Annotated in this window: 26 protein-coding genes; 13 read left to right on the forward strand and 13 right to left on the reverse strand. The window is 28.7% G+C overall.

Annotated elements, in window-relative coordinates:
* The first annotated feature begins 21 nt into the window (after positions 1–21).
* The 6 genes from kdsB to DAD81_RS11400 all read left to right on the forward strand — a co-directional run bounded on the left by kdsB (position 22) and on the right by DAD81_RS11400 (position 5,058).
* Entirely contained in the window at positions 22–753 is a 732-nt protein-coding gene (gene kdsB, locus DAD81_RS11375; protein ID WP_111708393.1) for a 3-deoxy-manno-octulosonate cytidylyltransferase, read from the forward strand.
* 2 nt (positions 754–755) lie between these two features.
* On the forward strand, positions 756–1,334 hold the full coding sequence (locus DAD81_RS11380; protein WP_111708394.1) for a DUF4126 domain-containing protein: 579 nt from the start codon (positions 756–758) through the stop codon (positions 1,332–1,334).
* The gene (locus DAD81_RS11385) at positions 1,331–1,807 is read left to right on the forward strand and encodes a hypothetical protein (protein ID WP_111708395.1); all 477 of its coding nucleotides are present in this window, start codon (positions 1,331–1,333) and stop codon (positions 1,805–1,807) included. The genes DAD81_RS11380 and DAD81_RS11385 overlap by 4 nt, the downstream gene beginning before the upstream one ends.
* A 43-nt stretch (positions 1,808–1,850) precedes the next feature.
* Complete coding sequence (gene hisS, locus DAD81_RS11390) at positions 1,851–3,221, forward strand: histidine--tRNA ligase (protein ID WP_111708396.1); 1,371 nt, start codon at positions 1,851–1,853, stop codon at positions 3,219–3,221.
* A 43-nt stretch (positions 3,222–3,264) separates the two neighbouring features.
* Positions 3,265–3,951: a GTP cyclohydrolase I FolE gene (gene folE, locus DAD81_RS11395; protein ID WP_245949241.1), complete on the forward strand. Its 687-nt coding sequence runs from the start codon at positions 3,265–3,267 to the stop codon at positions 3,949–3,951.
* Between the two features lie 258 nt (positions 3,952–4,209).
* Positions 4,210–5,058 (forward strand): phosphatase PAP2 family protein, encoded by an 849-nt coding sequence (locus DAD81_RS11400; RefSeq protein ID WP_111708397.1) that lies wholly within the window; start codon positions 4,210–4,212, stop codon positions 5,056–5,058.
* Position 5,059: 1 nt separating this feature from the next.
* Here DAD81_RS11400 and DAD81_RS11405 read toward each other — a convergent pair whose 3' ends face one another.
* Genes DAD81_RS11405 through DAD81_RS11425 form a run of 5 tightly spaced genes read right to left on the reverse strand, consistent with a single transcriptional unit; the run spans position 5,060 to position 7,434 of the window.
* Positions 5,060–5,749: a PrsW family intramembrane metalloprotease gene (locus DAD81_RS11405; protein WP_111708398.1), complete on the reverse strand. Its 690-nt coding sequence runs from the start codon at positions 5,747–5,749 to the stop codon at positions 5,060–5,062.
* 10 nt (positions 5,750–5,759) lie between these two features.
* A complete protein-coding gene (locus DAD81_RS11410) occupies positions 5,760–6,155 on the reverse strand; it encodes a DUF2752 domain-containing protein (RefSeq protein WP_111708399.1) in 396 nt (131 codons plus the stop codon).
* 6 nt (positions 6,156–6,161) lie between these two features.
* Complete coding sequence (locus DAD81_RS11415; protein WP_111708400.1) at positions 6,162–6,485, reverse strand: CCC motif membrane protein; 324 nt, start codon at positions 6,483–6,485, stop codon at positions 6,162–6,164.
* Between the two features lie 10 nt (positions 6,486–6,495).
* Positions 6,496–6,789: a DUF2752 domain-containing protein gene (locus DAD81_RS11420; RefSeq protein ID WP_262511274.1), complete on the reverse strand. Its 294-nt coding sequence runs from the start codon at positions 6,787–6,789 to the stop codon at positions 6,496–6,498.
* A 30-nt stretch (positions 6,790–6,819) separates the two neighbouring features.
* A complete protein-coding gene (locus tag DAD81_RS11425) occupies positions 6,820–7,434 on the reverse strand; it encodes a low molecular weight phosphatase family protein (RefSeq protein ID WP_111708401.1) in 615 nt (204 codons plus the stop codon).
* Positions 7,435–7,507: 73 nt separating this feature from the next.
* On the opposite strand from DAD81_RS11425, the gene DAD81_RS11430 reads away from it, so the two are divergent.
* On the forward strand, positions 7,508–8,065 hold the full coding sequence (locus DAD81_RS11430) for a DNA mismatch repair protein MutS (RefSeq protein WP_179950052.1): 558 nt from the start codon (positions 7,508–7,510) through the stop codon (positions 8,063–8,065).
* Between the two features lie 3 nt (positions 8,066–8,068).
* Here the strand turns inward: DAD81_RS11430 and DAD81_RS11435 are convergent, their stop codons facing one another.
* The gene (locus DAD81_RS11435; protein WP_111708403.1) at positions 8,069–8,554 is read right to left on the reverse strand and encodes a hypothetical protein; all 486 of its coding nucleotides are present in this window, start codon (positions 8,552–8,554) and stop codon (positions 8,069–8,071) included.
* 85 nt (positions 8,555–8,639) lie between these two features.
* Between DAD81_RS11435 and DAD81_RS11440 the strand changes: the two genes are divergently transcribed.
* Positions 8,640–9,773, forward strand: coding sequence for a cysteine desulfurase family protein (locus DAD81_RS11440; protein WP_111708404.1), 1,134 nt, complete (start codon positions 8,640–8,642; stop codon positions 9,771–9,773).
* A gap of 22 nt (positions 9,774–9,795) precedes the next feature.
* On the opposite strand, the gene murB is transcribed toward DAD81_RS11440, so the two are convergent.
* Both murB and DAD81_RS11450 read right to left on the reverse strand, forming a co-directional pair.
* The gene (murB, locus tag DAD81_RS11445) at positions 9,796–10,797 is read right to left on the reverse strand and encodes a UDP-N-acetylmuramate dehydrogenase (protein WP_111708405.1); all 1,002 of its coding nucleotides are present in this window, start codon (positions 10,795–10,797) and stop codon (positions 9,796–9,798) included.
* Positions 10,798–11,994 (reverse strand): pyridoxal phosphate-dependent aminotransferase, encoded by a 1,197-nt coding sequence (locus DAD81_RS11450; RefSeq protein ID WP_111708406.1) that lies wholly within the window; start codon positions 11,992–11,994, stop codon positions 10,798–10,800.
* Positions 11,995–12,148: 154 nt separating this feature from the next.
* Here DAD81_RS11450 and DAD81_RS11455 point away from each other — a divergent pair, with 154 nt between their 5' ends.
* A complete protein-coding gene (locus DAD81_RS11455) occupies positions 12,149–13,501 on the forward strand; it encodes a PDZ domain-containing protein (protein ID WP_111708407.1) in 1,353 nt (450 codons plus the stop codon).
* Between the two features lie 54 nt (positions 13,502–13,555).
* Here the strand turns inward: DAD81_RS11455 and DAD81_RS11460 are convergent, their stop codons facing one another.
* Positions 13,556–14,005 carry a DUF1573 domain-containing protein gene (locus DAD81_RS11460; RefSeq protein WP_111708408.1) on the reverse strand — a complete coding sequence of 150 codons (450 nt, stop codon included), beginning with the start codon at positions 14,003–14,005 and terminating at the stop codon, positions 13,556–13,558.
* A 112-nt stretch (positions 14,006–14,117) separates the two neighbouring features.
* Between DAD81_RS11460 and DAD81_RS11465 the strand changes: the two genes are divergently transcribed.
* Both DAD81_RS11465 and DAD81_RS11470 read left to right on the forward strand, forming a co-directional pair.
* The gene (locus DAD81_RS11465) at positions 14,118–16,745 is read left to right on the forward strand and encodes a valine--tRNA ligase (protein WP_111708409.1); all 2,628 of its coding nucleotides are present in this window, start codon (positions 14,118–14,120) and stop codon (positions 16,743–16,745) included.
* A gap of 391 nt (positions 16,746–17,136) precedes the next feature.
* Positions 17,137–18,282, forward strand: a complete 1,146-nt coding sequence (locus DAD81_RS11470; RefSeq protein ID WP_111708410.1) for a N(5)-(carboxyethyl)ornithine synthase — start codon at positions 17,137–17,139, stop codon at positions 18,280–18,282.
* A gap of 133 nt (positions 18,283–18,415) precedes the next feature.
* Here DAD81_RS11470 and ftcD read toward each other — a convergent pair whose 3' ends face one another.
* Positions 18,416–20,104: a glutamate formimidoyltransferase gene (gene ftcD / locus DAD81_RS11475; RefSeq protein WP_111708411.1), complete on the reverse strand. Its 1,689-nt coding sequence runs from the start codon at positions 20,102–20,104 to the stop codon at positions 18,416–18,418.
* Positions 20,105–20,337: 233 nt separating this feature from the next.
* Between ftcD and DAD81_RS11480 the strand changes: the two genes are divergently transcribed.
* Positions 20,338–21,390 carry an NAD-dependent epimerase/dehydratase family protein gene (locus DAD81_RS11480; RefSeq protein ID WP_111708412.1) on the forward strand — a complete coding sequence of 351 codons (1,053 nt, stop codon included), beginning with the start codon at positions 20,338–20,340 and terminating at the stop codon, positions 21,388–21,390.
* Between the two features lie 118 nt (positions 21,391–21,508).
* Positions 21,509–22,897 carry a sugar transferase gene (locus DAD81_RS11485; RefSeq protein ID WP_111708413.1) on the forward strand — a complete coding sequence of 463 codons (1,389 nt, stop codon included), beginning with the start codon at positions 21,509–21,511 and terminating at the stop codon, positions 22,895–22,897.
* A 52-nt stretch (positions 22,898–22,949) separates the two neighbouring features.
* Here DAD81_RS11485 and DAD81_RS11490 read toward each other — a convergent pair whose 3' ends face one another.
* The 3 genes from DAD81_RS11490 to DAD81_RS11500 all read right to left on the reverse strand — a co-directional run bounded on the left by DAD81_RS11490 (position 22,950) and on the right by DAD81_RS11500 (position 26,335).
* Positions 22,950–24,137 carry a lipoprotein N-acyltransferase Lnb domain-containing protein gene (locus DAD81_RS11490; RefSeq protein WP_111708414.1) on the reverse strand — a complete coding sequence of 396 codons (1,188 nt, stop codon included), beginning with the start codon at positions 24,135–24,137 and terminating at the stop codon, positions 22,950–22,952.
* 111 nt (positions 24,138–24,248) lie between these two features.
* Positions 24,249–25,313, reverse strand: a complete 1,065-nt coding sequence (locus tag DAD81_RS11495) for a putative type IX sorting system protein PorV2 (RefSeq protein WP_111708415.1) — start codon at positions 25,311–25,313, stop codon at positions 24,249–24,251.
* Positions 25,314–25,366: 53 nt separating this feature from the next.
* Complete coding sequence (locus tag DAD81_RS11500; RefSeq protein WP_111708416.1) at positions 25,367–26,335, reverse strand: YheT family hydrolase; 969 nt, start codon at positions 26,333–26,335, stop codon at positions 25,367–25,369.
* Positions 26,336–26,352: the final 17 nt, after the last annotated feature.

Raw genomic sequence — 26,352 nt, forward strand, 5'->3', positions numbered from 1 at the left:
TATTTATAAAATATTAGAGACATGAAAATTATAGCAATGATTCCTGCTCGTTATGAAGCAAGTCGTTTTCCAGGGAAGCTAATGAAAGATTTAGCAGGTAAATCAGTAATATTAAGAACATATGAAGCTACAAAACAATCAAATTTATTTGATGAAGTTTATGTGGTTACAGATAGCGATATTATTTATAAAGAAATTGTTTCTAATGGAGGAAAAGCAATAAAAAGTATTGAAGAACATGAATCTGGAAGTGATAGAATTGCTGAAGCGGTTAAAGATCTTGATATTGATATTATTGTGAATGTGCAAGGAGATGAACCATTTACAAAAAAAACACCTCTTAAAAATTTACTAGATGTTTTTAAAAACGACTTAGAAAAAGATGTTGATATAGCATCCTTAAAAATAAAAATGGATGATTTAGAAGAAATAAACAATCCAAACAATGTAAAAGTGGTTACAGATGAACATAATTTTGCAATGTATTTTTCACGATCACCAATCCCTTATCCAAGAGATGAAAAATATGCTGAATACTTTAAACATATAGGTATTTATGCTTTTAGGAAAGAAGCGTTATTAAAATTCACTAAATTACCAATGACTAAATTAGAAGCTGCTGAAAAATTAGAGAATTTACGTTTTTTGGCACACGGTTTGAAAGTTAAAATGGTAGAAACAAAAGAGATAGCAATTGGTATTGATACACCAGAAGATTTAGAAAAAGCCAATGCTGTTTTTAAAATAAAATAAAAATGGATTTTTCACCAGAAACAATTTTTAGTGTAATTATAGGAATAGGACTAGCCGCATCAGTTGGTTTTAGAATTTTTGTGCCGTTATTTGCTCTCAGTTTGGCCTCTTATTTTGGAATTATTCCTTTAAATGAAAGTTGGGAATGGGTTGGAAGTTCAACAGCAATAATAATATTAGGAATTGCTACCATTGTTGAAATTCTGGCTTATTTTATACCTTGGTTAGATAATTTATTAGATACAATTGCGATTCCTCTTGCCGCAGTGGCAGGAACTGCTGTTATGGTTGCTACAGTATCTAATTTAGATCCTACAATTACTTGGGCTCTTGCAATAATTGCTGGTGGTGGAACAGCAACAGCAATAAAAGGCTCAACAAGTACAACTAGATTAGCCTCAACTGCTTCAACTGCCGGAATAGCAAATCCTATAATTTCTACGGTTGAAACAGGAACTTCTATTGTAATGTCTGTTTTGGCCATATTTATTCCAATTTTAGCAATTATTTTAGTAGTATTTATTTTTTGGATACTTATTAAAGTTTTTAAATTATTTAGAACATCAAAAAGTAAAAAATGAGTTACACAAATCAACAACCAAAAGACTTTATAAAATCATTACAAATTATTCACGGAGCATTGTTAGCTGCTGTATTAGTATTTGGAGCATATGTTGCTTTTCAAGGAAAAGATATATTATTTTTTTCTTACGAAGATGATAAACCCTTTTTGTTTTTAGCAATTATAATTGCTTTTGCAGGGAATTTGGCAAGTAAATATTTATATGCTAAATTATTAAAGCAAATTTCAGAAAAAGAAAATTTAAATCAGAAGGTTGTGAAATTTAGCACAGCACATATATTTAGAGTTGCGATGTTAGAATTTCCAGCGTTTATGTGTATTTTCTTCGCTATGCAATCAAATAATAGCTTTTACTTTATATTAGTAGGAATCTTGGTTTTAATGATGTTAGCTATTATTCCAACAAAAAGTAAGTTTGAAAATGATGTTCCCTTAACAAATAGCGAAAAATCAATTTTAGAAAAGCTTTAAATAGTATTATTAATTTCAGATATTTGCAAACTAATTTTTTAAAATGGCACAAAAACCAAGCATACCAAAAGGTACTCGTGATTTTTCACCAACCGAAGTAGCTAAAAGAAACTATATTTTTTCAATTATAAAAGAAGTTTTTGAAGTGTACGGATTTCAACCAATTGAAACACCGTCATTTGAAAATTCTTCTACTTTAATGGGGAAATATGGAGAAGAAGGAGATAGATTGATTTTTAAAATATTGAATTCTGGAGATTATTTAAAAAAGGTTGATGATAGCCTACTTTCGTCAAAAGAAAGTTTAAAAGTAACTTCTAAGATTTCAGAAAAAGCATTACGTTACGACTTAACCGTTCCTTTTGCGCGTTATGTAGTACAACATCAAAATGAGATAGAATTTCCTTTTAAAAGATATCAAATGCAACCTGTTTGGCGTGCAGATAGACCACAAAAAGGGCGTTTTAGAGAATTTTACCAATGTGATGCCGATGTTGTTGGTAGCAAAGGATTATGGCAAGAGGTAGAATTTGTGCAACTTTATGATGCTGTTTTTAGTAAGTTAAAGTTGGTAGGAACGACTATAAAACTCAATAACAGAAAAATTCTTGCAGGTATTGCAGAAATAATAGGAGCAAAAGATAAATTGATTGATTTTACGGTTGCACTTGATAAGTTAGATAAGATTGGTGCTGAAGGTGTTACTAATGAAATGATAAGTAAAGGAATTTCAGAAGAAGCTATAGAAAAAGTTCAGCCTTTATTTAATTTTAATGGAACAAATCAAGAGAAATTAACGCAATTACAAGAAATACTTGCAGATTCTGAAGAAGGATTAGAAGGCGTTAAAGATTTACGATTTATTGTAAATAACATTGAAACTTTAGGATTGGAATCTGCCAAATTAGAGTTAGATGTAACACTGGCAAGAGGTTTAAATTATTATACAGGAGCAATTTATGAAGTGTCTGCGCCAGAAGGTGTGAAGATGGGTTCTATTGGTGGTGGAGGAAGATACGATGATTTGACAGGTATTTTTGGGTTGAAAAATGTTAGTGGTGTAGGAATATCTTTTGGTTTAGATAGAATCTATTTGGTTTTAGAAGAATTAAATTTATTTAATGAGGTTACATTACCAAAACCGAAGGTGTTATTCATTAACTTTGGAGAAAATGAGGCAGCATATTGTATGAAAGCTTTAATTGAATTCAGAAAAAAAGGAATTAAATCTGAATTGTATCCAGATAATGCAAAAATGAAAAAACAAATGAATTACGCCAATCGAAGAGAAATCCCGTTTGTTGTAATGGTAGGATCAACTGAAATAGAAAATCATAATTTTACGTTAAAAAATATGCAAAGTGGTGATCAGCAAGTGTGTAGTTTAAAAGAATTACTTACAATCACTGCATAAGTTTAAAAACTAAGTTGTAAATTTGCAAGCTAATTGATAGAAAATGTTTGAAGGTAAAGACATAATGACAAATAAAATAGATGAATTAGGAGATGATCATATTGGGTCTACTGCTAAAACTCCTTTAAGAGATGACGCTTTTGTATTATCTGATGAAGAAAAAAGAAACCGTATAGAAAAAAGTGTACGTGATATTTTGGATACATTAGGAATGGATTTAGAAGATGATAGTATAAAAGGTACTCCAAGAAGAGTTGCTAAAGCATATGTGAATGAGTTATTTGGAGGGTTAAACCCTGCAAATAAACCAAAATTATCAACATTTGACAATAACTATAAGTATGGTGAAATGTTAGTTGAAAAAAACATAGTAGTTTATTCTACGTGTGAACATCACTTACTGCCAATTATTGGTCGTGCACATGTTGCTTATATTTCAAACGGACAAGTTATTGGTTTGTCTAAAATGAATAGAATTGTAGATTATTTTGCAAAAAGGCCGCAAGTACAAGAACGTTTAACAATGCAGGTTGTTCAGGCTTTGCAAAAAGCTATGGGAACTAAAGATGTTGCTTGTGTTATTGATGCAAAACATTTATGTGTAAATTCTAGAGGTGTTAAGGATATTGATAGTAGCACTGTTACTTCTGAATTTGGAGGTAAATTTAAAGACAAAGAAGTTAGAAGAGAGTTTTTAGATTATATTAAAATGGATACTGTTTTTGATTAAATTCTAATCAGTTTCTAATATTTAAAAAGGGTTGTTTAAAAAATTTTGAATGCCGTTATACTGAACTAGATTCAGTTTCTTATTATGCAAGTAATCAGCAATTAATAAGAGTCTTAAATAAATTAAGAATAACAAATTCATTTTTTAAACAACCTTTTTTATTTCAGATCATTTTTCAAAATAATTTCCTAAAAAAAAATAGTTTAACTTCTTAATTTGGGATACTTTTTAATAAATATTTTTTGTTAGTTTTGCCGAATGAAATTGATAAGATTTATTGCTATAGGTTTTCTTTTTACTTTTTTAATAAGTAACAGCGCTTACGCTCAAAAAAGTTTGGATACTGTTAAAAAAGAGACTACTTGGAGTATGCTAAAAACCGATACAAATTTAATTTGGGGAGGTGTTAAAAATGCATATACAAGACCTTTACATTGGAAAAAAGATGATTGGTTAACTTTTGGTGGTATAGCTGCAGGAACTGCATTAATGTATTTAGCTGATGAGGAAACTAGTGAGTTTTTTATGAATCAGGAAGAAAATGCACCTCATTTACTTAAAGAAGTTGGTTGGTATTATGGGAGTCCTCAAAACTTTTTTATGATATCTACAGGTATTTATGGATATGGTTTATTTGCTAAAAATGAAAAATTTAGGCATACAGGTGTTCTTATTATTACATCTGCCGTAGCAACGGGTTTCATTCAAACAATTAGTAAAAATGCATTTGGAAGAGCTAGACCAACGGAAAATGTTGGTAGTAGTGAGTTTAAATTTTTAAGTAAAGAACCAGGTTATCATTCTTTTCCTTCGGGGCATTCAATTTTATCTTTTACAGCTTCACATGCAATAGCAAAACAATTTAAAAATATTTGGGTTAAAGGAGGTATTTATGCAGTTGGATTAATTGCACCAGTTTCTAGATTATGGGCAGGAGCGCATTGGTTAACTGATGTAACTTTGGGTATGGTAATAAGTGTTGTTATTGTTGATGGTGTAGATAAATTTCTTACAAAGAAAAAGAATGAAAACTTTCAGAAGAATAAAAAAATATCTTGGAAAGTGAAAGCAGGTGTAAAAACTATTGGACTTGTAGGAGTTTTTTAAATTAAGAACTAATTTTTTTGTTTTTGAAGAAAGAATTTTCTTGATGAATTTTAATGGCTTTTTTTGCTAAAATTAATCCAATTAATAAGGATATAATAGCACCAATTGCAACACCGGGAATAAAATTTATAAATATAAAAAAGTCATAGGACCCGTGAAAAAGTATAGCTCCTCCAAGACCTATTAAATTCCAATATGCTTTTCTATCTGAAAATTTAGCTTTACCCATAAAATAACCCATAATTACGGCAAAAGTAGCATGTGCAGGAATAGCTGTAAATGCTCTTAAAAAAGCAATATATAAGCCACCTTCAAGAACATAAAAGATGTTTTCAACCGCAGCGAAACCCATAGAAATTATTACAGCATAAATAATTCCATCAAAAGGTTCGTTGAATGCGTTTTTAGGTTGTGTGTAATACCTAACAATAATATACTTACTAAATTCTTCAATTAAAGCCACTACAAAAAAGGCTTTAATAAACTGGTCAATTACACTTAATTCATCTGATTGCGGTAGGTAATTATTATATAAAGTGTATAAAACAAAACTTATTAAAACACTTACAACTGCACCTAATAAGAAATTTTTTAAAAGCGCAATTTTAGATTCTTTTTCAAATTTATCTTTCACGTAAATGTATACGATTACTATAAGAACAGGGGCTAGTGAAGATATTAATAAAGTCATATTTAGAAAGTTATTTTGGAGCTAATATATTAAATGGGTGGATAGGAATATTTCTAAGTATCCAAAAAGTAATTATAATTATTAAAAACAAAAATAGAAATTTTGGGGAGTCTAAATAGCTTTTTAAGTTTTTGTTAAAAATTATATTTATCATTTTTATAATCAAATAATATAGTAAAATAAATAGTCCAACAATAAATAATAAATTTTGTTGTAACGCCTTCCAAATATTAAAATGTAATAATTCATGTGCGGCTCTTTGACTACCGCAGCCAGGGCAGTAAATCCCAGTTGATGTAAGTAAAAGACACTTTGGTAAAAAGTTTACTTCTCTTGGGTTTATATAAAAATAAAGGAATGCTAAACCAATTACGGCTAATAGCATTCCTAAATATTTTAATTTCATTTATTTTTAACTTGCTTGTTCAATCATTTCTTTATACATCTCAACCTGTTCTTCCCAACTTCCCGATACAATTGCATAAATTAATTGTAATACAGCAATAGCGCCAATAACAATTCCAATGATAGATGTTATTTTACCGGTATTAGCATTTCCATCACCTGAATATATTGTAGGGTCTTCATTGTGAATTGCCATTGCTTTTTTTGAATTGCTTAACCCCATAAAACCAAATATTATACCAGGAACCCCAAAACAGCAACAAGCTGTAACAATTGATGTGATACCAAAAATAAGTGAACTTTGCGCATGTGGTAATTTTTGTTTTTCCATAGTGTATAAATTAGAGTAGTTTAAGTATATAATTAGCTAATATAATTATAACATTAATTATAAATAAATATTTTAGTATTAAATGTCCTTTATTAAAGTTAAACTTTAAATGTAATCCCAAATAAATAAACATAATAATTAAAGTAAATAATGCTGGGTACATTTTAAAGGATTCAATAAATTCTCCTTTCAATAACAAAATTAAGGCTCGTTGCATACCACAACCCATACATTCTTGATTAAGGTATTTTTTCCAAGAGCAAGAAAGAAGGTTACTTTCTAAAAAATCAATTATTTTATTCAAAAAAGATACTTTTCATAAAAATAAAAAAAATTATACATTTTCTTTAACGATTTTAAATATAAAATGAATTTCACCTGCAATTTGTTTATTCAACTTAAAAAAAGTTTCAGGTTTATTATTGGGATCTTCATAAGGTAGATGAAATCCTTCAGCTTTTTCAGAGATATAAGAGCAGTTTTCTTTTGTTTTTTCGCAATGGGTAATTGTTATAAAAGGAGTTTTGTTGTGTTCATTGTCATAAATTTTTGAAAAACCAATTATTGGTTCAATATAGCCATTATAAGTTATAGAATAATGTGGGTTATGATGTGATAGCTTTAATATTTGAAAATTAAAACCTACTTTTTTTAATGTTTTAGCTGTGTTTCGGTTAAATGAGGTAGGGGTTGTGCCGCCTGAATAGTTTTTAAGGTTTTTTAACTGATAAAAATTGACAGCATATGTTGCCCAAACTTGTGAAAGCTGACTTCTACAATTGTTATTTGCACATAGAAAATTTAAATTTACGGGAGTATTGCTCTTTAATAACTTAACGATATAGTCAGCTATTTCATATAATAATTTAGATCTATTTTTATCAATAATTAATTCATTTAACGAATTGTTGAAAAAAATTTCAGTAATTGTAGCAACAGTTTTAATCATAACCTATTTTTGTGCAAATATAAATGTGAAAATTAGAATTAATATTTCTAAATAATTATTTAAAGGTTAAGTGATGAGATTTAAAATAGGAGATAAAGTAGCCGTTTTAGATGATATAATTAAGGGGAAGGTTGTTGAAATTAAATCCAATAATATTATTATTGAAACCTCAGATGGTTTTTCTTTTGGGTTTACACCAAGTGAACTTGTTGTAATTAAGGAAAGTCAGTTCGAGCTTTCTAAATATAGTGATATTTCAAATGAAGAAATGTTAGAAAAAGAGAGTGATTTACCAAAAAAGCGAAAACCTAAATTTAAATCAGATTCAAAAGAGGAAAAACTACCACCAATGGAAGTTGATTTACATATAAATCAGTTAACCGTTTCTACAAGAGGAATGGACAATTATGATATGTTAAACTTGCAAATTGAAACTGCTAAACATAAAATTGAATTTGCTATAAAAAACAGAATTCCAAAAATAGTATTTATCCATGGTGTTGGCGCAGGAGTTTTAAAAAAGGAATTAGATTATTTATTTAAGAATTATCATATAGAATCTTATGCGGCTTCGTTTAAAAAATATGGTTTAGGTGCAACTGAGGTTTACATTTTCCAAAACCAAAGATAAATTTTATTTAGAATAATCTCCAAAAGTAAATGATTCAAAATAAATGCGCTCATTATCATCTAAAAATAATAAATCAGATATAGTAATTTCATAAGTATAGCCAGTTATTTCACCATCATCATTTTTATCTTCAAGGGTATTTATAATTAAAGTACCTTCAATTGCTTCTAACTCTTTTAAAACAACCGGTGATGAAGGCGGTATTTCTTGACAAAAATAATTGCTACCATTTATAGCATCATCAAAAAGTCTATAAGTAATGTTGATTGGACTTGGGATAGAATAGGTTGCTTCTCCTGCCTCAGTTCCAAGTTGAGATTCTGTTAATGAAAGAATAATTGTTTCTGTTTTTTCTGAGTTTAAAGTGTAAAGAACATATTCTCCACAACTACTTACAGTATTTGTAAATTCAAATGCAGGTACATCAAAATCACCATCATTACAAGAAAACAGTGTAAAGGCAATAAAAAGAGTAATTAATTTTTTCATTATATATTTTTAAGAAGACAAAAATAATTGTTTTAAATAATCTAACGCTAAATGGTACCAACTATTTTAGTTAATTTTGCTTTTAATGAAAAATATTTATTTAGATAACGCCGCAACCACCCAAATTTTACCTGAAGTAATTACTGAAATTACGCAATCTATGGAAACTGTTTATGGGAATCCTTCTTCAACACATCAAGTTGGTAGAAAGGCAAAATCTTTGGTAGAAACGGCAAGAAAGAAGATTGCAAAGCATTTTAATGCAACATCTTCAGAGATTGTTTTTACTGCTGGGGGAAGTGAGGCTGATAATTTAATTTTAAGAAATGCGGTTGTTAATTTAAATATTGAAACAATTATTTCTTCTAGAATTGAGCATCACGCAGTTTTACATACTCTTGATAGTTTACAAAAGGAATTTAATACTACTATTTTATGGGTAGATTTAGATGAAAATGGAGCGATTGATTATAGTCATTTAGAAAAATTACTTCAGAATAATAGTAAGGCTTTGGTAAGTTTAATGTACATAAATAATGAAATTGGCACTATTTTAAATGTAAAAAAAGTATCAGATTTATGTATTGAAAATGGTGCTTTATTTCATTCAGATGCAGTACAAGCTGTTGGACATTATAATTTGAATGTAGCTGAAGTTCCAATAGATTTTTTTGCAGCTAGTGCACATAAATTTCACGGGCCGAAGGGTGTTGGTTTTGCATATATTAAAAAAGGATTTGGAATAGTACCAATTTTACACGGTGGAGAACAGGAGAGAGGAGCAAGGGCTGGGACCGAAAATGTACATAGTATTTTAGGAATGGAAAAGGCTTTAGAGATAGCCCATTCAAGCCTTATTGAAGATGCGAATTATATTAAAGATTTGAAAAAATATTTTATTTTATCATTAAGAAAGAATTTTAAAAATATTGTTTTTAATGGAGATTCAGATAAAGAGTTAGTTAGTAGTTATATTATCTTAAATGTTCGTTTTCCAAAAGAATATTCAATGTTACTTTTTAGTTTAGATTTAAAAGGAATTGCTGTTTCAGGCGGAAGTGCTTGTCAAAGTGGTAGTAATAAAGGTTCTCATGTGTTAAATGCAATATTAAATGAAGAAGAAGCTAAAAAAACATCTGTTCGTTTTTCTTTTTCTAAATTAAATATAAAAGAGGATATTGATGAGGTTATTTTAGTTTTAAAAGGATTGATTGTTTAATTAAGGCCTAAGTCATTTAAAATTAAATCACATTCACTTCAATTTCTAAATCAATATTAAAATTAGTTTTAATTGTTTTTTTTATGTTTTGAGCTAGTTCAAATACTTCTAACCCAGTTGCATTTCCATAATTTACAAGAACTAGTGCTTGTTTTTCATGAACCCCAGTTTCACCAAAGCGTTTACCTTTAAATCCGCTTTGTTCAATAAGCCAGCCGGCAGGAATTTTAATTTCATTTTCTGAAACTATATAATTTGGAACATTTGGATACTTTTTTTGTAATTTTTCAAATTCAGATTTTGAAATTACAGGGTTTTTAAAAAAACTTCCGCTATTACCTATCTTAGCCGGATCTGGAAGTTTACTTTCTCGAATTGCAATTACAGCTTCTGAGATGTTTTTTAAAGAAGGAGTTTTAAAATCTTTTAAAACATCCTTTATAGCACCGTAGGAAATATTGAAGTTGTGATTGGTTTTGGTCAATTTAAAAGTAACATTTATAATAATGTATTTACCTTTTAATTCATTTTTAAAAACTGAATTTCTATATCCAAAATTACATTCAGCATTGGTGAAAGTTTTAATATTTCCGGTTTCAATCTCTAATGCTTCAAGTTGATGAAATGTGTCTTTTATTTCAACACCGTATGCTCCAATATTTTGAATGGGAGATGTGCCAACATTTCCAGGAATTAGAGATAAATTTTCTAGCCCACCATAATTTTGGTCTACACACCAAGTTACAAAGTCGTGCCAATTTTCACCAGCCTCAGCAGTTACAAAAACTTCATTTGTATTATGGTCGTTAATAATAATTCCGTTTAAGTTAAGGTGAACAACGAGTTTTTTTATGTTAGAAGTAAGTAACATATTACTACCCCCACTTAGTAAAAAAATGTTTTTTTCTTGCTTGATAAGAATTCTTAATTCCTCAAGAGATCTAACAGAAATAAATTGTTTTGCAGTAACATCAATACCAAAAGTATTGTATTTCTTTAAAGATATATTATCTAAAATTGTCAATTATAAAGAGTTATATTTATCTAATCCTGCTTTTAAAATTGCCACAGCTTTAATAATGCTTTCTTTCTTTAAAACATAAGCAATACGTATTTGATTTGTTCCATGACCTTCAGTTGAATAAAAACCAGCACCAGGAGCAACCATAACAGTTTCATTATTAAGACTAAAATCTTCTAATAACCATTGCGCAAATTTATCGGTATCATCTACAGGTAATTCTACAAAGCAATAAAATGCTCCTTTTGGTTTAGAAACTTTTATACCATCAATTTTATTTAATTCTTCAATTAATGTATTTCTTCGTTCTTTATATTCAACAATAACCTCATCAAAGTAAGATTGTGGAGTTTCCATTGCTGCTTCACTAGCAATGTGCGCAAAAGTTGGCGGACTTAATCTAGCTTGCGCAAATTTTAAAGCAGTTAAAATTACTTCTTTATTTTTTGAAACTAAGCATCCAATACGTGCGCCACACATACTATATCTTTTTGAAACAGAGTCAATTATAATAGCATGGTTGTCAAGTCCAAAATCGTGTAAAACAGATTGGTGAGGTTCTTCACTGTCATAAATAAACTCTCTGTAAACTTCATCGGCAATTAAAAAGATATCGTGTTTAATTACAATTTCAGCTAGTTTTTCCATTTCAGCTTTTGAATAAGAATAACCAGTTGGATTTCCAGGATTACAAATTAAAATAGCTCTTGTTTTAGGTGTAATTAATTTTTCAAAATCAGAAATTGAAGGTAATGCAAAATTATCTTCAATTGAAGATACAATAGGTACTATTTTTATATTAGCAGAGGTAGAAAAAGCAATGTAATTAGCATAAAACGGTTCTGAAATAATAATTTCATCTCCAGGATCGGTAATACTACCTAAAGCAAAAAGTAGCGCTTCAGATCCTCCAGTTGTTACTATAATATCTTTTGACGTAATTTTTATATCATTTCTATTGTAATAAGAAGCTATTTTAGATCTATAAGATTCAGAACCTTCAGATCTTCCATATTCTAAAATAGAAATGTTATTATCTTTAACAGCTTTTAGCGCAATTTCAGGAGTTTTAATGTCTGGTTGGCCAATATTTAAGTGAATAACATTAATGCCTTTACTCTCTGCTATTTCGGCATAAGGCACTAATTTTCTAATTGGCGAATTCGGCATTTTTCTTCCTTTCTCTGAAACTGTAGGCATATAAAACTAAAAATTTATGGATTAATTACAAAATTGCAAAATTAATATTTAAATAAGCTTTTTTTTGAGGAAAATATTAAAGGTTAAAATTTTGCCAAAAATTATGTGTATTTAGATGCTTTTTGTAACTTATTCTAACATAAAATGAAGGCTCTTGAAAGTAAAATGTAAATATTTATTAATTTCTGCAATATTCATTTTATATGCATCTTCATCTATTGGACAAAGAAATTTTCAATTTACAGATAACCTTACAAAACAATCTATTTCATTTAAGCTATTGAGTAATTTAATTGTATTTCCTATAGAAGTTAATGGGAAAAAATTAAACTTTATTTTGGATTCTGGAGTCGGAAAAACAATAATATTTAATTTAAAACCTAAAGATTCAATTCGTTTAAAAGATGTAAAAAAAATTAAATTACATGGTTTGGGGAGTGAAGAACCAGTAGACGCGTCAATTTCAAGAGGAAATACTTTTAAAATTAAATCTATTTTTAGTAATTACGAACAAATGTATGTTATTGATAATGATAGTTTTGACCTTTCCTCAAAATTAGGACTAACGGTTAATGGTATAATAGGATATTCTTTATTAAAAGATTTAGAGGTGAAAATAAACTATTCATCAAAAAAAATTACTTTTTATAAGAAAGGAACCTTTAATTATGATAAATGTAGAAAATGTGAAAGTCTTTTTCTTCAATTTCATAAATTAAAACCATACATAAATATTGGCGTTAAATTAACTGATTCGTTGGAAAAAATAACACCAGTTAAGCTGCTAATAGATTCAGGAGGAAGTGATGCCATGTGGTTGTTTGAAAATAGTAGCCCAGGAATAAAGCCTCCAACAAATTATTTTAATGATTTTTTAGGAGAGGGCTTAAGCGGACCTATTTATGGGAAAAAATCAAGAATAAAGGCTTTGGTAATTGGAAAATTTGAAATAAAAAAACCAAATGTATCTTATCCAGATTCTTTATCAGTTGCACACGCATTAAAATTTATTGGAAGAAATGGAAGTTTAGGAGGAACAATACTAAAAAGGTTTACTGTAATTTTTGACTACAACAGTTCAAAAGTTACTTTAAAAAAAGGGCGTAATTTTAAAGAACCATTTAAATATAATATGAGTGGAATTGAATTGGTGCACAATGGGAAAAGATTAGTTAAAGAAAAAGATAATAATACATCATCATTTTCATTAATAAATAAAGCTCAATCTTCTCAAGAAAGTATAGTTATTCTTGATTATTCCTATAAATATGCCTTCAAACCTTCTTATCGAATATTTAAAGTACGTAAAGGATCTCCTGCTGATGTTGCTGGGTTGGTAGAGGGAGACGTTGTAATTAAAATAAATGGGAAATATACTTTTAATATGAGCTTACATGAAATCACTGGATATTTTTTTCAAAAGGAGAATAAAAAAATAAGTATGGTAATAGAAAGAAATGGTCAAGATTTTGAGTATAATTTTTATTTAAAAGATATATTAAAATAAAAAAAGGGATTTCGTTAACGAAATCCCTTTTTTTATTTGTGGTTCTTTATATATTTATTTTGAAGAAACTGTAGATTTTTGTTTTGCTACAGCAGATTCAGGTTTTAAAACAATACCTTTAATTCTAATTCTTTTTATAGGCTCAGTAGCATTAGAAGTAATTGTAAGTGTTTTATTAAAACCACCAATTCTATTTGTAGCATATTTCACTTCAATTTCACCAGTTTTACCAGGTAAAATAGGTTCTGTTGGTTTTTTTGGAACCGTACACCCACAACTAGATTGTATTTTAGTTATATTTAAAGGAGATTTACCAATATTCTTAAATTTAAATACTCTAACTCCGTTTGCATTTTGTTCAATCTTACCATAATCAATAACTTCAGATGTAAATTCAAATGCAGGAGCATTAGGGTCAACTGGTTTAGCTGGTTCCTTAGTTTGTTGAGCATTCATTGAGATTGTCATTAATCCAATAAATAAAAGTGTCATTATTTTTTTCATGTTTTTTAATTTTAAAATGTAAAGTTAGTTATTTTTTTATGCTTTCAAAATATTTTGTGTTAATGCTTATAATTGTACATTTGCAAACTATATTACAAATATTAGACCAAAAATGAGTTTAGCTACAAAATACTCACCTCAAGAGGTAGAAAATAAATGGTATGATTACTGGATGAAAAATGATTATTTTCATTCTACGCCAAATGAAAAAGAGCCATATACAATTGTAATTCCACCGCCAAATGTTACAGGTGTTTTACATATGGGACATATGCTAAATAATACAATTCAAGATGTATTAATTAGACGAGCAAGATTAAAAGGAAAGAATGCTTGTTGGGTTCCAGGAACCGATCACGCTTCAATTGCTACTGAGGCAAAAGTTGTTGCTAAATTAAAAGAAGAAGGAATTAGTAAGGCAGATTTAACTCGAGATGAGTTTTTAAAACATGCTTGGGATTGGACAGATGAACATGGAGGAATAATTTTAGAGCAACTTAAAAAACTTGGAGCTTCTTGCGATTGGGAACGTACAAAATTCACAATGGATGAGGATTTAAGTGAAGCTGTTTCAAAAGTATTTATAGACCTATATAATAAAGGTCTAATTTACCGTGGTTATAGAATGGTGAATTGGGATCCTGAGGCAAAAACAACTTTGTCTGATGAAGAGGTTATATATGAAGAAAAACCAGGGAACCTATACTATGTAAATTATAAAATTGAAGGAAGTGATGATGTGCTAACTATTGCAACAACAAGACCTGAAACTATTTTAGGAGATACAGCAATATGTATTAACCCAACTGATAAACGTTTTACGCATTTAAAAGGTAAAAAAGCAATTGTACCTATTGTAAATAGGGTTATTCCTATTATTGAAGATGAATATGTAGACTTAGAATTTGGTACAGGATGTTTAAAAGTTACACCAGCACACGATCCAAACGATAAAGTTTTAGGTGAAAAACATAATTTAGAAGTAATTGATATTTTTAATGATGATGCTTCGTTAAATTCTTTCGGTTTACATTACGAAGGAAAAGACAGATTTGTTGTTCAAAAAGAAATTACACAAGAATTAAAAGAGTTAGGTTGTTTAGTGAAAGTTGAACAACATATGCATAAAGTTGGGACTTCAGAAAGAACAAAAGCGGTTATTGAACCAAAAATATCAGCACAATGGTTCTTAAAAATGGAAACTATTGTTGAACCAGCTTTAAAAGCTGTATTGGAAGATGAAGAAATAAAATTCTTTCCAAAACATTATAACAGCACTTATAAGCACTGGTTAACAAATATTAGAGATTGGAATATTTCTCGTCAGTTATGGTGGGGACACCGTATTCCTGCATTTTTCTATGGAGATGGTGTTAACGATTTTGTTATTGCTGAAACTATAGAGGAAGCTGCTAAAAAAGCTTCAGAAAAAGTAGGGAAAGAGTTTAAAGTTGAAGATCTAACTCAAGATCCAGATGCTTTAGATACTTGGTTTTCATCTTGGTTATGGCCAATTTCAGTTTTTGATGGAATTAGAAAACCTAATAATGAAGAAATAGAATATTATTATCCTACAAACGATTTAGTTACAGGACCAGATATTATTTTTTTCTGGGTTGCTCGTATGATTTTTGCTGGATATGAATTTAGAAACGAAAAACCATTTAGCAATGTTTATTTCACTGGAATTGTGCGTGATGGACAACGCAGAAAAATGTCTAAATCTCTAGGTAATTCGCCAGATCCAATTGAATTAATGGAGAAATATGGAGCAGATGGAGTACGTGTTGGTATGTTATTATGTTCTGCAGCAGGAAACGATTTATTGTTTGATGAAGAGTTATGCGCACAAGGACGTAATTTTTCTAACAAAATTTGGAACTCTTTCCGTTTAATTAAAGGATGGGAAGTTTCAGAAGAAATTGAGCAACCAGAATCATCTAAAATAGCAATTGATTGGTACCAAGCTAAATTTCAGCAAGTATTATTAGATTTAGAAAAATCATTCGACCAATATAGAATTAGTGAAGCTTTAATGAGTATTTACAAATTAGTTTGGGACGATTTTTCTTCTTGGTTCTTAGAGATGGTTAAGCCTGGTTATCAACAACCAATAGATGCTAAAACTTACAAAGCAGTTATTTCATTTTTAGAAGATAATTTAAAAGTATTACATCCGTTTATGCCTTTCTTATCTGAAGAAATTTGGCAAACAATTACAGAAAGATCTTCAGAAGAAGCTTTAATTATTGCTGAATATCCTAAAGCTATTGACGTAAACGAAAATTTAATTGATGGATTTAAAGTGGCTTCAGAAGTAATTTCAGGAATTAGAACTATTAGAAAAGAAAAAAATATTTCGTTTAAAGACCAGATTGAATTCTCTGTTTTAAATAACGATAAGGTTTCTGATAACTTTGATGCGGTAATTAAAAAATTAGGTAACTTATCTACACTTAATTATGTATCTGAAAAGGTAGATGGCGCTTTAAGTTTTAGAGTGAAATCTAACGAGTATTTTATTCCAATGGTTGGAGCTATTGATGTTGAAGCTGAAAAAGCAAAATTAGAAGAAGAATTAAAATACAACGAAGGTTTCTTAAAGTCAGTTCAAAAGAAATTAAGTAATGAGCGTTTTGTGAATAATGCTCCAGAACAAGTAATTAAAATGGAGCGTCAAAAAGAAGCAGATGCTTTAGCAAAAATTGAAACTATAAAAGCTAGTTTAAATAGCTTGTAAAAAACGGTATACTAGCTATGGCTGGCAAATATACTTTAGAAACGGGATACTCATTTATGGGTGTCCTGTTTTGTTTTTGTAATCATTCTTTGGTTTGGTAATACATCTTTATTTTGCATGGTTTAATATTAGATTATTACTTTAATATTTTCTCTTAATTGGGCTTTAATAAAGTATCTTTGAAGAAGTATTATTGATCTGTTGATAAATTACCCTTTCGCAACACTTCCGCGAATAGCTGAGGTTTTCTATATAAACCTTTATTTTGATTAATGAAACCCTAGTGGTTAACTTAATGCCTGATTGCTAGAAAATAACTATTTAATAGTAATTTTAATCTTACGATTTGCTCATTTCATTACTCTGCAATTCGTTTCAATTCAAAAAACATATGGCTTTATTAAGAATGGGAGTTATTGGAACTTCAAAAAAAGACGACGAAAGACGAGTACCTATCCATCCAGAACATTTAAATAGGTTACCCGAGGATATTCGTAGGCAACTTATTTTTGAGAAAGGTTATGGCGCTCCTTTTAATATTGAAGACCAGGAAATTAGTGACTTAACTGGCGGTATAGCAACACGAAGTGAATTATTATCTGATTTAGGTGATGTAATTATTGCAAAGCCTATTTTATCTGATTTAGAAGATCTTAAAAATGGAGGGACTATATGGGGGTATCCGCATTGTGCGCAACAAATGCAAATTACACAAACTGCTATTGATAAAAAATTAACCTTGATTGCTTTTGAAGATATGTATGTATGGAATCCCAATGGACAAATGGGGAGGCATACTTTTTATAAAAATAATGAAATGGCTGGATATTGTGCAGTAATTCATGCACTTCAATTAAAGGGAATTGATGGCCATTATGGAAATCAAAGAAAAGTAATTATCTTTAGTTTTGGCGCAGTTAGTAGAGGTGCTATTTATGCGCTAAAAGCACATGGTTTTAGAGATATAACTATTTGTATTCAAAGACCAGACCATGAGGTTAGAGAAGAAGTATTGGATGTGCATTATACTAGGCTTAGAAAAGGAAATGCAAATGAAGCGAGATTAATTGTAGTTGAGCATGATCGTTCAGAACGACCATTGCTGGATGTAATACATGAGTCTGAAATAATTATTAATGGAACTTACCAAGATACTGATGATCCAATTGACTATGTGATTGAAGAAGAAAAAAAAATATTAAAACCAGGAACACTTATTATAGATGTGAGTTGTGATGAAGGTATGGGGTTTTATTTTGCAAAACCTACAACTTTTAAAAATCCACTTATAGCAATAGATAATATTGATTACTATGCAGTAGATCATACTCCAAGTTATTTTTGGGAAAGTGCTTCTAGATCCATTTCAGCTGCATTAATTACTCATCTGCCATCTGTAATAGCTGGTCGTGAAAGTTGGAATGATAATGTAACTATTAAAAATGCGATTAATATTGATAAAGGAGTTATTGTAAAAGATAATATTCTTAGTTTTCAGAATCGTAACAGAGAATATCCGCATAAATTGAAACAATAAAAACTAGTTTAAGGAGCTTATAAAAAACAATGAACAAGCTATGGTTGGTAAATGCATAATAGAAAAGGGGGCACTCATTTTTGAGCGCCTCTTTTCGCTTTTTATAATTAAAAATTTAGGTTTTTTGGAGGAATTACATTTTACTATCTATTAAGTGAATAACTTCTTTTTCTATTGTTAAAGTGTTTTCATAAATAACCTTTGATTTACTTAAAATGTCATTGGCAAAAACACGATCTTTAATATCTTTAGCATTGACACGAACATTAAAATAAGCTCCAACAACAGCAGTTCTAGCACATAAAACTCCAACAGCAGCATCAGATAAAGAACTTTGTAAACCTTCTTTAAGCATTGCTTGCATTACTTCCATAGAGTTATATGCAGTCTCCATTACTTGAAATGGAATTTCAGTAGCATACTTTGTAGCATCTTCAATGGCTTGTTTTCTAATTTCAATTTCTTCAGTATTGCTTTTTGGCATTCTAAATCCGTCTATAATTTTATTGAAAGCATTTGTATCTTCATCAACCAAGAATAATAATTTATTCTTATAAGTTTGTCCTTTTACAGCCCATTCAGAATAGAATTCCCACTTATTATCCCAACCAGCTTTGTGAGCAGAAAGGTTAGCTACCATTGTACCAAGTGAAACACCTAAAGTACCTACATATGCTGAAATTGATCCACCACCAGGTGCAATAGATTCTCCTGCAGTTTCTTCAGCAAATTCAGAAACGGATAAGTCTATTAATTTTTTTGAATCATTTTCTAATAAATATTCAATTATTTTTTCTTTTGGATTGAATGGCTTTAAATCATCTAAACCTAAAGATTTTATCGCAATTTTAATTTTTTCAGAGTCAGAAATCCCTAAAGAACGTTGTTGTTTTTTTAAGAAATAGTCTCCCGCATCTAACATAGCTTTTAACGGAATAAGTCCAATTAATTCTGAGCCTGTTACTCTCAATCCCCTTTCTGTTGCCGCTTTTACAGTTTCATCAAAAGCAACGTGCATAGAAGTTATACTTATGTTTGTTAAATTGTAAGAAATTTGAGCAATTCCATATTCTTCAATATACCAGCCAATTCCTTTAACAGCTTTTAATTTTCCGGGGATACGAACAGGATCTCCATTTTTATCTAAGACTTTTTTCCCAGAAACACCATTTTCATATTTAACTCTACCAGCTTCACGAATGTCAAATGCAATTGCATTGGCTCTTCTTGTTGAAGTGGTATTTAGATTTACATTATAGGCAATTAAAAAATCACGAGCAGAAATAGCAATTGCACCACTTTTTTTAACGGATAAATTAAATTCAACAGGACCAAAATCTGGTTTCCAAGCTGGTTTTTTAAACTTTTCTTTTAAGCCTTCATATTCACCAGAACGGCAATTTGCTAAATTCTTTCTTATTTCTTCTTTGGCTGCTTTTTCATAAAAATAACCAGGGATTCCTAGTTCTTTACCAACACGATTACCTAATTTATGAGCGTAAACAGCAGTTTCTTCCAAAGTAATTCCAGAAATAGGTACTAAGGGACAAACATCAGTAGCTCCAAATCTTGGGTGTTCGCCAGTATGTTTACTCATATCAATTAATTCAGCAGCTTTTTTAATCAGTTTAAAAGCTGCTTCAATTACATTTTCTGGTTCTCCTACAAAAGTAATTACAGTTCTATTGGTTGCCTTTCCAGGATCTATGTCAAGTAGTTTTACTCCTTCAACAGTTTCAACAACAGCAGCAATTGCATTAATTTTTGCAGCATCTCGCCCTTCACTTATGTTTGGAACGCATTCAATTAATTGATGATTCATTTTAATATGGTTTAGATTTATCAAATTTAATAAGATATTTTTTTAGTTACTGGTACTATCTTAAAATAATTGAATGATATATTAGCTGAAAGGTTTTTAATGTTATTCTGAGCTTGTTGAAGGTTTTATTATAAAAATATGCATTTCTGTTAATTATTAAATCAGAATCTAACTTTTTCGAGCAATTAATTCTATTTTTGTAGAAATAGTGGTTTAATTAAAAAACTAATAAATTGAAAAAAGTACTAATTACTGGAATGGCTGGATTTATTGGTCATCATTTAGCCAAGCTTCTTATAAAAGAAGGGTATAAGATTGTAGGTTTGGATAATATAAATGACTATTACAACCCCAATTTAAAACTTGCTCGTTTAATTGATTTAGGCTTTAACCCTGAAGAAATTGAATATAATAAATTGTTGAAAAATGAGTCAGTTTCTTTTATAAAAATAGATTTAACAGATTTAGTAAACATAAAACAATTGTTTAAAGAGCAACAGTTTAATTTTGTGGTAAATTTAGCAGCACAAGCAGGTGTTAGGTATTCTTTAATTAACCCACACTCTTATGTAGATAGTAATATTACAGGTTTTTTAAATATTTTAGAAAGTTGTAGAGCGTATCCTGTTGAGCATTTAATTTTTGCTTCATCTAGTTCTGTTTATGGATTAAGTGAAGAAATTCCATTTCAAGAAGATAATTGCACAGATCATCCATTAGCAATGTATGCGGCAAGTAAAAAAGCTAATGAAATGATGGCACATTCTTATGCTAATTTATATAATATTCCTTGTACAGGTTTACGATTTTTTACGGTTTATGGACCTTGGGGAAGACCAGATATGGCATTGCATATTTTTACAAAAGCAATGGTTGAAGATACAGAATTTGAAGTTTTTAATAATGGAAATATGAGTAGAGATTTTACTTATGTAGGTGATATTGTTGAAAGCGTAAAAAGGTTACTTCCATTAGCTCCTAAAGAGAATAACCCGGAGTTTGACCCTAAAAAACCAACGGCTTCAAAAAGTTCAAAACCATATCAGATATTTAATATTGGAAATAATAGTCCGGTACCATTAATGGATTATATAAAAGCTTTGGAAAAAGTTTTAGGTAAAAAAGGAAAAATAGTTTTTAAACCAATGCAACCAGGAGATGTAAAATCTACTTATGCCAATGTTGAAAGTTTGTTTAAGTATATTAATTTTAAGCCTCAAACTAAATTGGAAGATGGTGTAAAAGCATTTGTTGATAAATATTTGGAGTTAGAAAAAACAATTTAATATTATAATATTAAGCTTTATTTTTTTATTTACTCAATTTTCATGGAGTTTATAAGTATTATTTTTACAATTAAAAAAGTGGATATTATGTATTTTATCAACACAAATTGAACTTTTAATGACTTATAAAAACAATCATTTTTCAATTTCTGAGCGTAAATTTGTATTGCGTTTTTTTGATGTTTTTTTTGCGATTTTAGGTGTTGTATTACTTTCTGTTTTTTTAAATTTTGAATATTTTAATTTTGAATCTCGTAGTTCTATTAAGTATTTAGTAGTGCTTTCTTTTTATGTATTATTGTTTGGTCAGATTTTTGAAATGTATAATTTAAAAGTTGCCAATGATCATTATTTAGTATTAAGGAGTACAATTTTAACAGGATTAATTACAACATTGTTTTATGTTTTTACTCCAATATTAACTCCATTATTACCTGAGAATAAAATTCAAATATTGTATTTCTGTTTAGCAATAACAGTACCTATTTATTTATGGCGTACATTATATATTCAATTTGTTTTTTTACCACTATTTTTTAGTAGAATATTAATTGTGGGTTCTAATAAACAAGATGTTGAAAATTTAATAAAATTGATACAGATAAAAGCATCAGATAATTTAATTGTTGGTTATTTTTGTCCTAATAAAATTGAAAACTTAGCTGTTAAATATTTTTCTTCAGAAGAATTAATTTCTGAAAAAATGATTTTAAAACACCAAATTAAAGAAATAGTTATAGACAGTTATAGCTCTTCTGAATTTATAGCTTCCCTTACGCCTCAATTAATTACTTTATTTAAAAAAGGGTATAAAATCACTAATTCGAATAAACTAATATCTGATATTACTGAGAAAATTCCTAAAACTCATTTAGATGAAAATTTTTATAATCATATTAATTTGAGTAATGGTCAAAAAAACAGAGCTTATCTATTTTTCCATAAAGTATTTGATATTATTGGAGCAATAATTGGTATTACTTTTTTGTTATGTTTTACTCCATTTGTTTTTGTTGGAAATTTATTTTTGAATAAAGGTAAATTGTTTTATTTTCAAGATCGTGTAGGAGTAGGAGGAGATATTTTTAAGATAATTAAGTTTAGAACAATGATTTCTGAAGCGGAGAATGAAGGTGCCGTTTGGACTGTTAAAAATGATTCAAGAATTACAAAGTTTGGTAAATTTTTAAGAAGAACACGAATAGATGAAATTCCTCAATTTATAAATATTTTAAAAGGTGAAATGAGTATTATTGGTCCACGTCCTGAGAGACCTGAATTTGTAGACGAACTTAGTGTTAATTACCCTTTCTATACTATTAGAAATGTAGTTAAACCAGGGTTAACTGGTTGGGCGCAAGTTAAGTATCCTTATGCCAGCACTAAAGATGAGCAATATATAAAACTGCGTTACGATTTATATTATATTAAAGAAAGAAACTTATTGCTAGATTTTAAAATTATAATTAAAACAATAAGTACTGTTTTATTTTTAAGAGGTACTTAATTGATTTAAAATTAGTAATTTATGTAAATTACTAATAGTTTAAAAACATGGCCTATTTTATTATATTTTTCGAGAAATTTATAAGAAATAGGTAGCGTAAAATTAGAACTACAAATAAGGGTATTAAAGCATAATTGAACACTTGAATTTTAATAAGCCAAATTATGAAAGTAATAGCAATTAAAATTATTAAGATGATGTTATAGGTAATTATCCATTTTGGTAATTTTAATTTTAAAAGATAAAAAGCTACAATAATATTAGGAGCAAAAGCCCATAAGAAATTTAGATTTTTATATGTTGCTGTATGATCAGTAGCAAACCAAAGTAATAATACAACTACCCCAACAAGACCCGTTATAAAGTACAAGAAAAAATCTAGCCATTTTGTTCTTTTATAAGATTTAAAGTTACGATATGTTAAAAATAGAATAACTAAACTTAATAAAAGAATTATAGAAAACGGAGAAGTTACTTTTTGAAGAAACGAAGCTGAATAAATATTATTTGAAGTTAATATTGTTTTTGTGTTTTTTACTAATGGTTTTTCAGAGTTATTAAGGTCTAAAACAGCATTTTCAACAGCTAAATAAATATAATCAGGTAAAAATTTATATTCATCTTTAGTTGCAATATCATCAATAACAGAACCTAAAGCTAAGTCAATTCCAAATTTACCCCATTTTTGGTTTTTTGTATAGTCCTCAATTAAATCTCTATGTGATTTTTCAGTAACTATATGGTTGTTATTAAAATGAACTTTATCATGTAAAATTGTTTTAATGATAACTTCAATTTTGGTTGAACAATTATCATAAAAGAAATCGTATTGATAATCTCTATTTTCAGGTTTTGCATTATTTTCTAAAAAATTATAAAATGATTGAACTTCATTTGAACTTAAATTTAATTCTTGAGTTTTTACCCATCTGTTTTCATACTTGTAAACTCTTAAAAAATAACTAAATGGAGATGTAGAAAGTTGGTAGGTTAATTTTCCTTTAGCAAAATTTAAATAGAAGTTAGGAGCATTAAAGTTGAACGTACCATAATTATATATTTTATCTAATTTTTGCAATGGGTCATTTACTCTAAAAGCACTATGACCAAATGTAGTATATAATTCATTTCCAGGACCGCAAGTAACTACACTAACTGTAGCTTTTTCCGAAAGTTTTTGTGCAGAAACAGAAAAAGTTAAAAGAAAGATTAAAGTAATAAGTAAATATTTTAATTTCATGTGTCTACATTTTTATTTTAGTAGGTAATTATACTTTGATTTTGTTTAGTAGATGTATAGAATTCTCTATTATTTTTTTATATGTCAAATTTGTAAATGCTCATTTCATAATTATTTAAAGTTTTTAAAATTTACTTTAATAGAAAATATGTTAGAGTATAGAGCATTTCCAACACTTCCAATGTTGGTTAAAGCATAATCTATTTGAATACCTTTATAATTAAATCCAATTCCAAAATTAGGTTGAAATGAAGTTTCTTCAGTTAAATCAAATTGCATTTCTTTTTGAAAATTTCCAAAACCAGCTCTTAAAAAAACAATATTTGTATAATCTAATTGAAAACCAATTGCAGGATCTATACTTACCAATTCAGTGGAAATAATATCATTAGTTTCAGTAAACCTTAAATTTAAATCCAATTCAGATAAAAGGTTAAAATCTTTAGAAACCTTAAATTTTCTAGCAATTCCCAACTGAGCTTTTGGCAATGTAATTTCAGTTGTTTCAGGTAATTCTTGATTTTGGTCAGGTATTGCATTTTGAATTTTTTCAAATTCTTTTTTATCTATACTCCAAGTGTTATAGGTAGTAGTAATATCCCTAAGCATTAATCCATATTTCCAATTTTCTCTTTCATATTGAAAACCGGCATCTAAACCAAATCCCCAAGAAGTTGCAAAATCGCCAATAATTCTTCTAACAATTTTAGTGTTTAACCCTATAGATAAACCTTCAATATTTAAATTTCTTGCATAGGATAAGTTTAAAGCGTAATCTGCCGCAGAAAATAAACTAATTCTGTTGTAGTCAATATTTCCTTCGCTGTCAATTAGTTCGGTAGTATTTAAGATGTCATCAACACCAAATCTCATAATTGCAATTCCAACAGCACTGTTTTCGTCAACGGGCATTGCAAAACCCGCATAATCATATTGGGCAATTCCTTCAAAATAATTGGCATGCATAATTGCACCTTCATAGTCTTTTATTTTTGTTAAGCCGGCTGGATTCCAGTATGTTGAGTTAACATCATTACTAGTAGCAACTACAGCTTTACTCATACCAAAGGCAGCGGCATCAACACCAATATTCAAAAATTCATTTGAATATTTCCTAACAGTTTGGCTTGTAAGTAATTGAGTTGTAAATAATAAAAAAATAAAATAGTTTTTCAAGATTGTTAATTTTAGACGAAAGTAAAAAAACTTTATAAGTTTAACGTGAATATTTATGAATTAATATGATTGATAAATTCTAGAATTCTGTTTTCACTCCAAAATAAATCTTTTCCAAATATAGATGTATTAAAACCAACATGACCACCATATTTTGAAACTTCAAAGTTTAAATTATTATTGTTTTTTGCTTCTTCAAAAGGAAAACAACTTTCGGAAAGAAAAGAATCATCTAAAGCGTTTAAAAGGAGAGTTGGCTTACTAATTGAATTCAAAAATTGTTTAGAACTGCATTGAGTCCAATAATCTTTTGCATTTTTATATCCAAATAAGGGAGCGGTAACAACATTGTCAAAATCATTAAAATTTTCAGAATTTAATATTGCGTCTCTATTTAAACCGCTTTCAGGGAATTTGTTTAATTTTAAAAGAGCATTTTCCTTAAGGGTCCTCATAAACCTTTTTAAGTAAATTTTATTATTCCATTTAGACAAACTATTAGAAGAACCTTCTAAATCACAAGGTGTTGAGATGGCAATTGCCGTTTTAATCTCTTTTGGAATTGACGCTGTTTCCCCCATATATTTAAGAGTTATATTTCCCCCCATACTATATCCTAAAAGTACAATATTAGTATAATTGAAATTTTCTAGAATATAATTTATAATATGATTAACATCGTCTGTTTTTCCACTATTATAAGAATAAGCATTGTTATTAGCTTCACCGCTACAGCCTCTTAAATTAACAGCAACGCAATCAATATTTTTAGAATTTAAAAAATTTACAACAGAAATAATATACTTAGATTTTGAACTTCCTTCCAATCCATGCATTGCTACAACAAGGGTGTTAGAATTATTTATTGAAAAATCTAAGTCTAGAAAATCATTATCATTAGTAAAAATTCTTTTTCTATTGTAAGAGATTGTTTGGTTATTAAAAAGAGTTTTATGTATTGTATTTAAATGGGAATTCCTGAAATATAGAGGAGGATTGTAGTTAGAATTTATAAGCGGCATTTAGGAAACAGTTTAAA

This window comes from Lutibacter citreus (assembly GCF_003260195.1).
GTDB classification, from domain to species: domain Bacteria; phylum Bacteroidota; class Bacteroidia; order Flavobacteriales; family Flavobacteriaceae; genus Lutibacter; species Lutibacter citreus.

Bases quoted from the DNA above. Each gene is read 5' to 3' on its own strand.
- DAD81_RS11415 (WP_111708400.1), bottom strand. From the start codon at position 6,485: ATGGAAAAACAAAAATTACCACATGCGCAAAGTTCACTTATTTTTGGT.
- DAD81_RS11470 (WP_111708410.1), top strand. From the start codon at position 17,137: ATGGCTTTATTAAGAATGGGAGTTATTGGAACTTCAAAAAAAGACGAC.
- DAD81_RS11460 (WP_111708408.1), bottom strand. From the start codon at position 14,005: ATGAAAAAAATAATGACACTTTTATTTATTGGATTAATGACAATCTCA.
- ftcD (WP_111708411.1), bottom strand. From the start codon at position 20,104: ATGAATCATCAATTAATTGAATGCGTTCCAAACATAAGTGAAGGGCGA.
- DAD81_RS11405 (WP_111708398.1), bottom strand. From the start codon at position 5,749: ATGACTTTATTAATATCTTCACTAGCCCCTGTTCTTATAGTAATCGTA.
- DAD81_RS11435 (WP_111708403.1), bottom strand. From the start codon at position 8,554: ATGAAAAAATTAATTACTCTTTTTATTGCCTTTACACTGTTTTCTTGT.
- DAD81_RS11385 (WP_111708395.1), top strand. From the start codon at position 1,331: ATGAGTTACACAAATCAACAACCAAAAGACTTTATAAAATCATTACAA.
- DAD81_RS11485 (WP_111708413.1), top strand. From the start codon at position 21,509: ATGACTTATAAAAACAATCATTTTTCAATTTCTGAGCGTAAATTTGTA.
- DAD81_RS11430 (WP_179950052.1), top strand. From the start codon at position 7,508: ATGAGATTTAAAATAGGAGATAAAGTAGCCGTTTTAGATGATATAATT.
- folE (WP_245949241.1), top strand. From the start codon at position 3,265: ATGTTTGAAGGTAAAGACATAATGACAAATAAAATAGATGAATTAGGA.
- DAD81_RS11410 (WP_111708399.1), bottom strand. From the start codon at position 6,155: ATGAAATTAAAATATTTAGGAATGCTATTAGCCGTAATTGGTTTAGCA.
- kdsB (WP_111708393.1), top strand. From the start codon at position 22: ATGAAAATTATAGCAATGATTCCTGCTCGTTATGAAGCAAGTCGTTTT.
- DAD81_RS11380 (WP_111708394.1), top strand. From the start codon at position 756: ATGGATTTTTCACCAGAAACAATTTTTAGTGTAATTATAGGAATAGGA.
- hisS (WP_111708396.1), top strand. From the start codon at position 1,851: ATGGCACAAAAACCAAGCATACCAAAAGGTACTCGTGATTTTTCACCA.
- DAD81_RS11450 (WP_111708406.1), bottom strand. From the start codon at position 11,994: ATGCCTACAGTTTCAGAGAAAGGAAGAAAAATGCCGAATTCGCCAATT.
- DAD81_RS11400 (WP_111708397.1), top strand. From the start codon at position 4,210: ATGAAATTGATAAGATTTATTGCTATAGGTTTTCTTTTTACTTTTTTA.
- DAD81_RS11465 (WP_111708409.1), top strand. From the start codon at position 14,118: ATGAGTTTAGCTACAAAATACTCACCTCAAGAGGTAGAAAATAAATGG.
- DAD81_RS11490 (WP_111708414.1), bottom strand. From the start codon at position 24,137: ATGAAATTAAAATATTTACTTATTACTTTAATCTTTCTTTTAACTTTT.
- DAD81_RS11500 (WP_111708416.1), bottom strand. From the start codon at position 26,335: ATGCCGCTTATAAATTCTAACTACAATCCTCCTCTATATTTCAGGAAT.
- DAD81_RS11425 (WP_111708401.1), bottom strand. From the start codon at position 7,434: ATGATTAAAACTGTTGCTACAATTACTGAAATTTTTTTCAACAATTCG.
- DAD81_RS11440 (WP_111708404.1), top strand. From the start codon at position 8,640: ATGAAAAATATTTATTTAGATAACGCCGCAACCACCCAAATTTTACCT.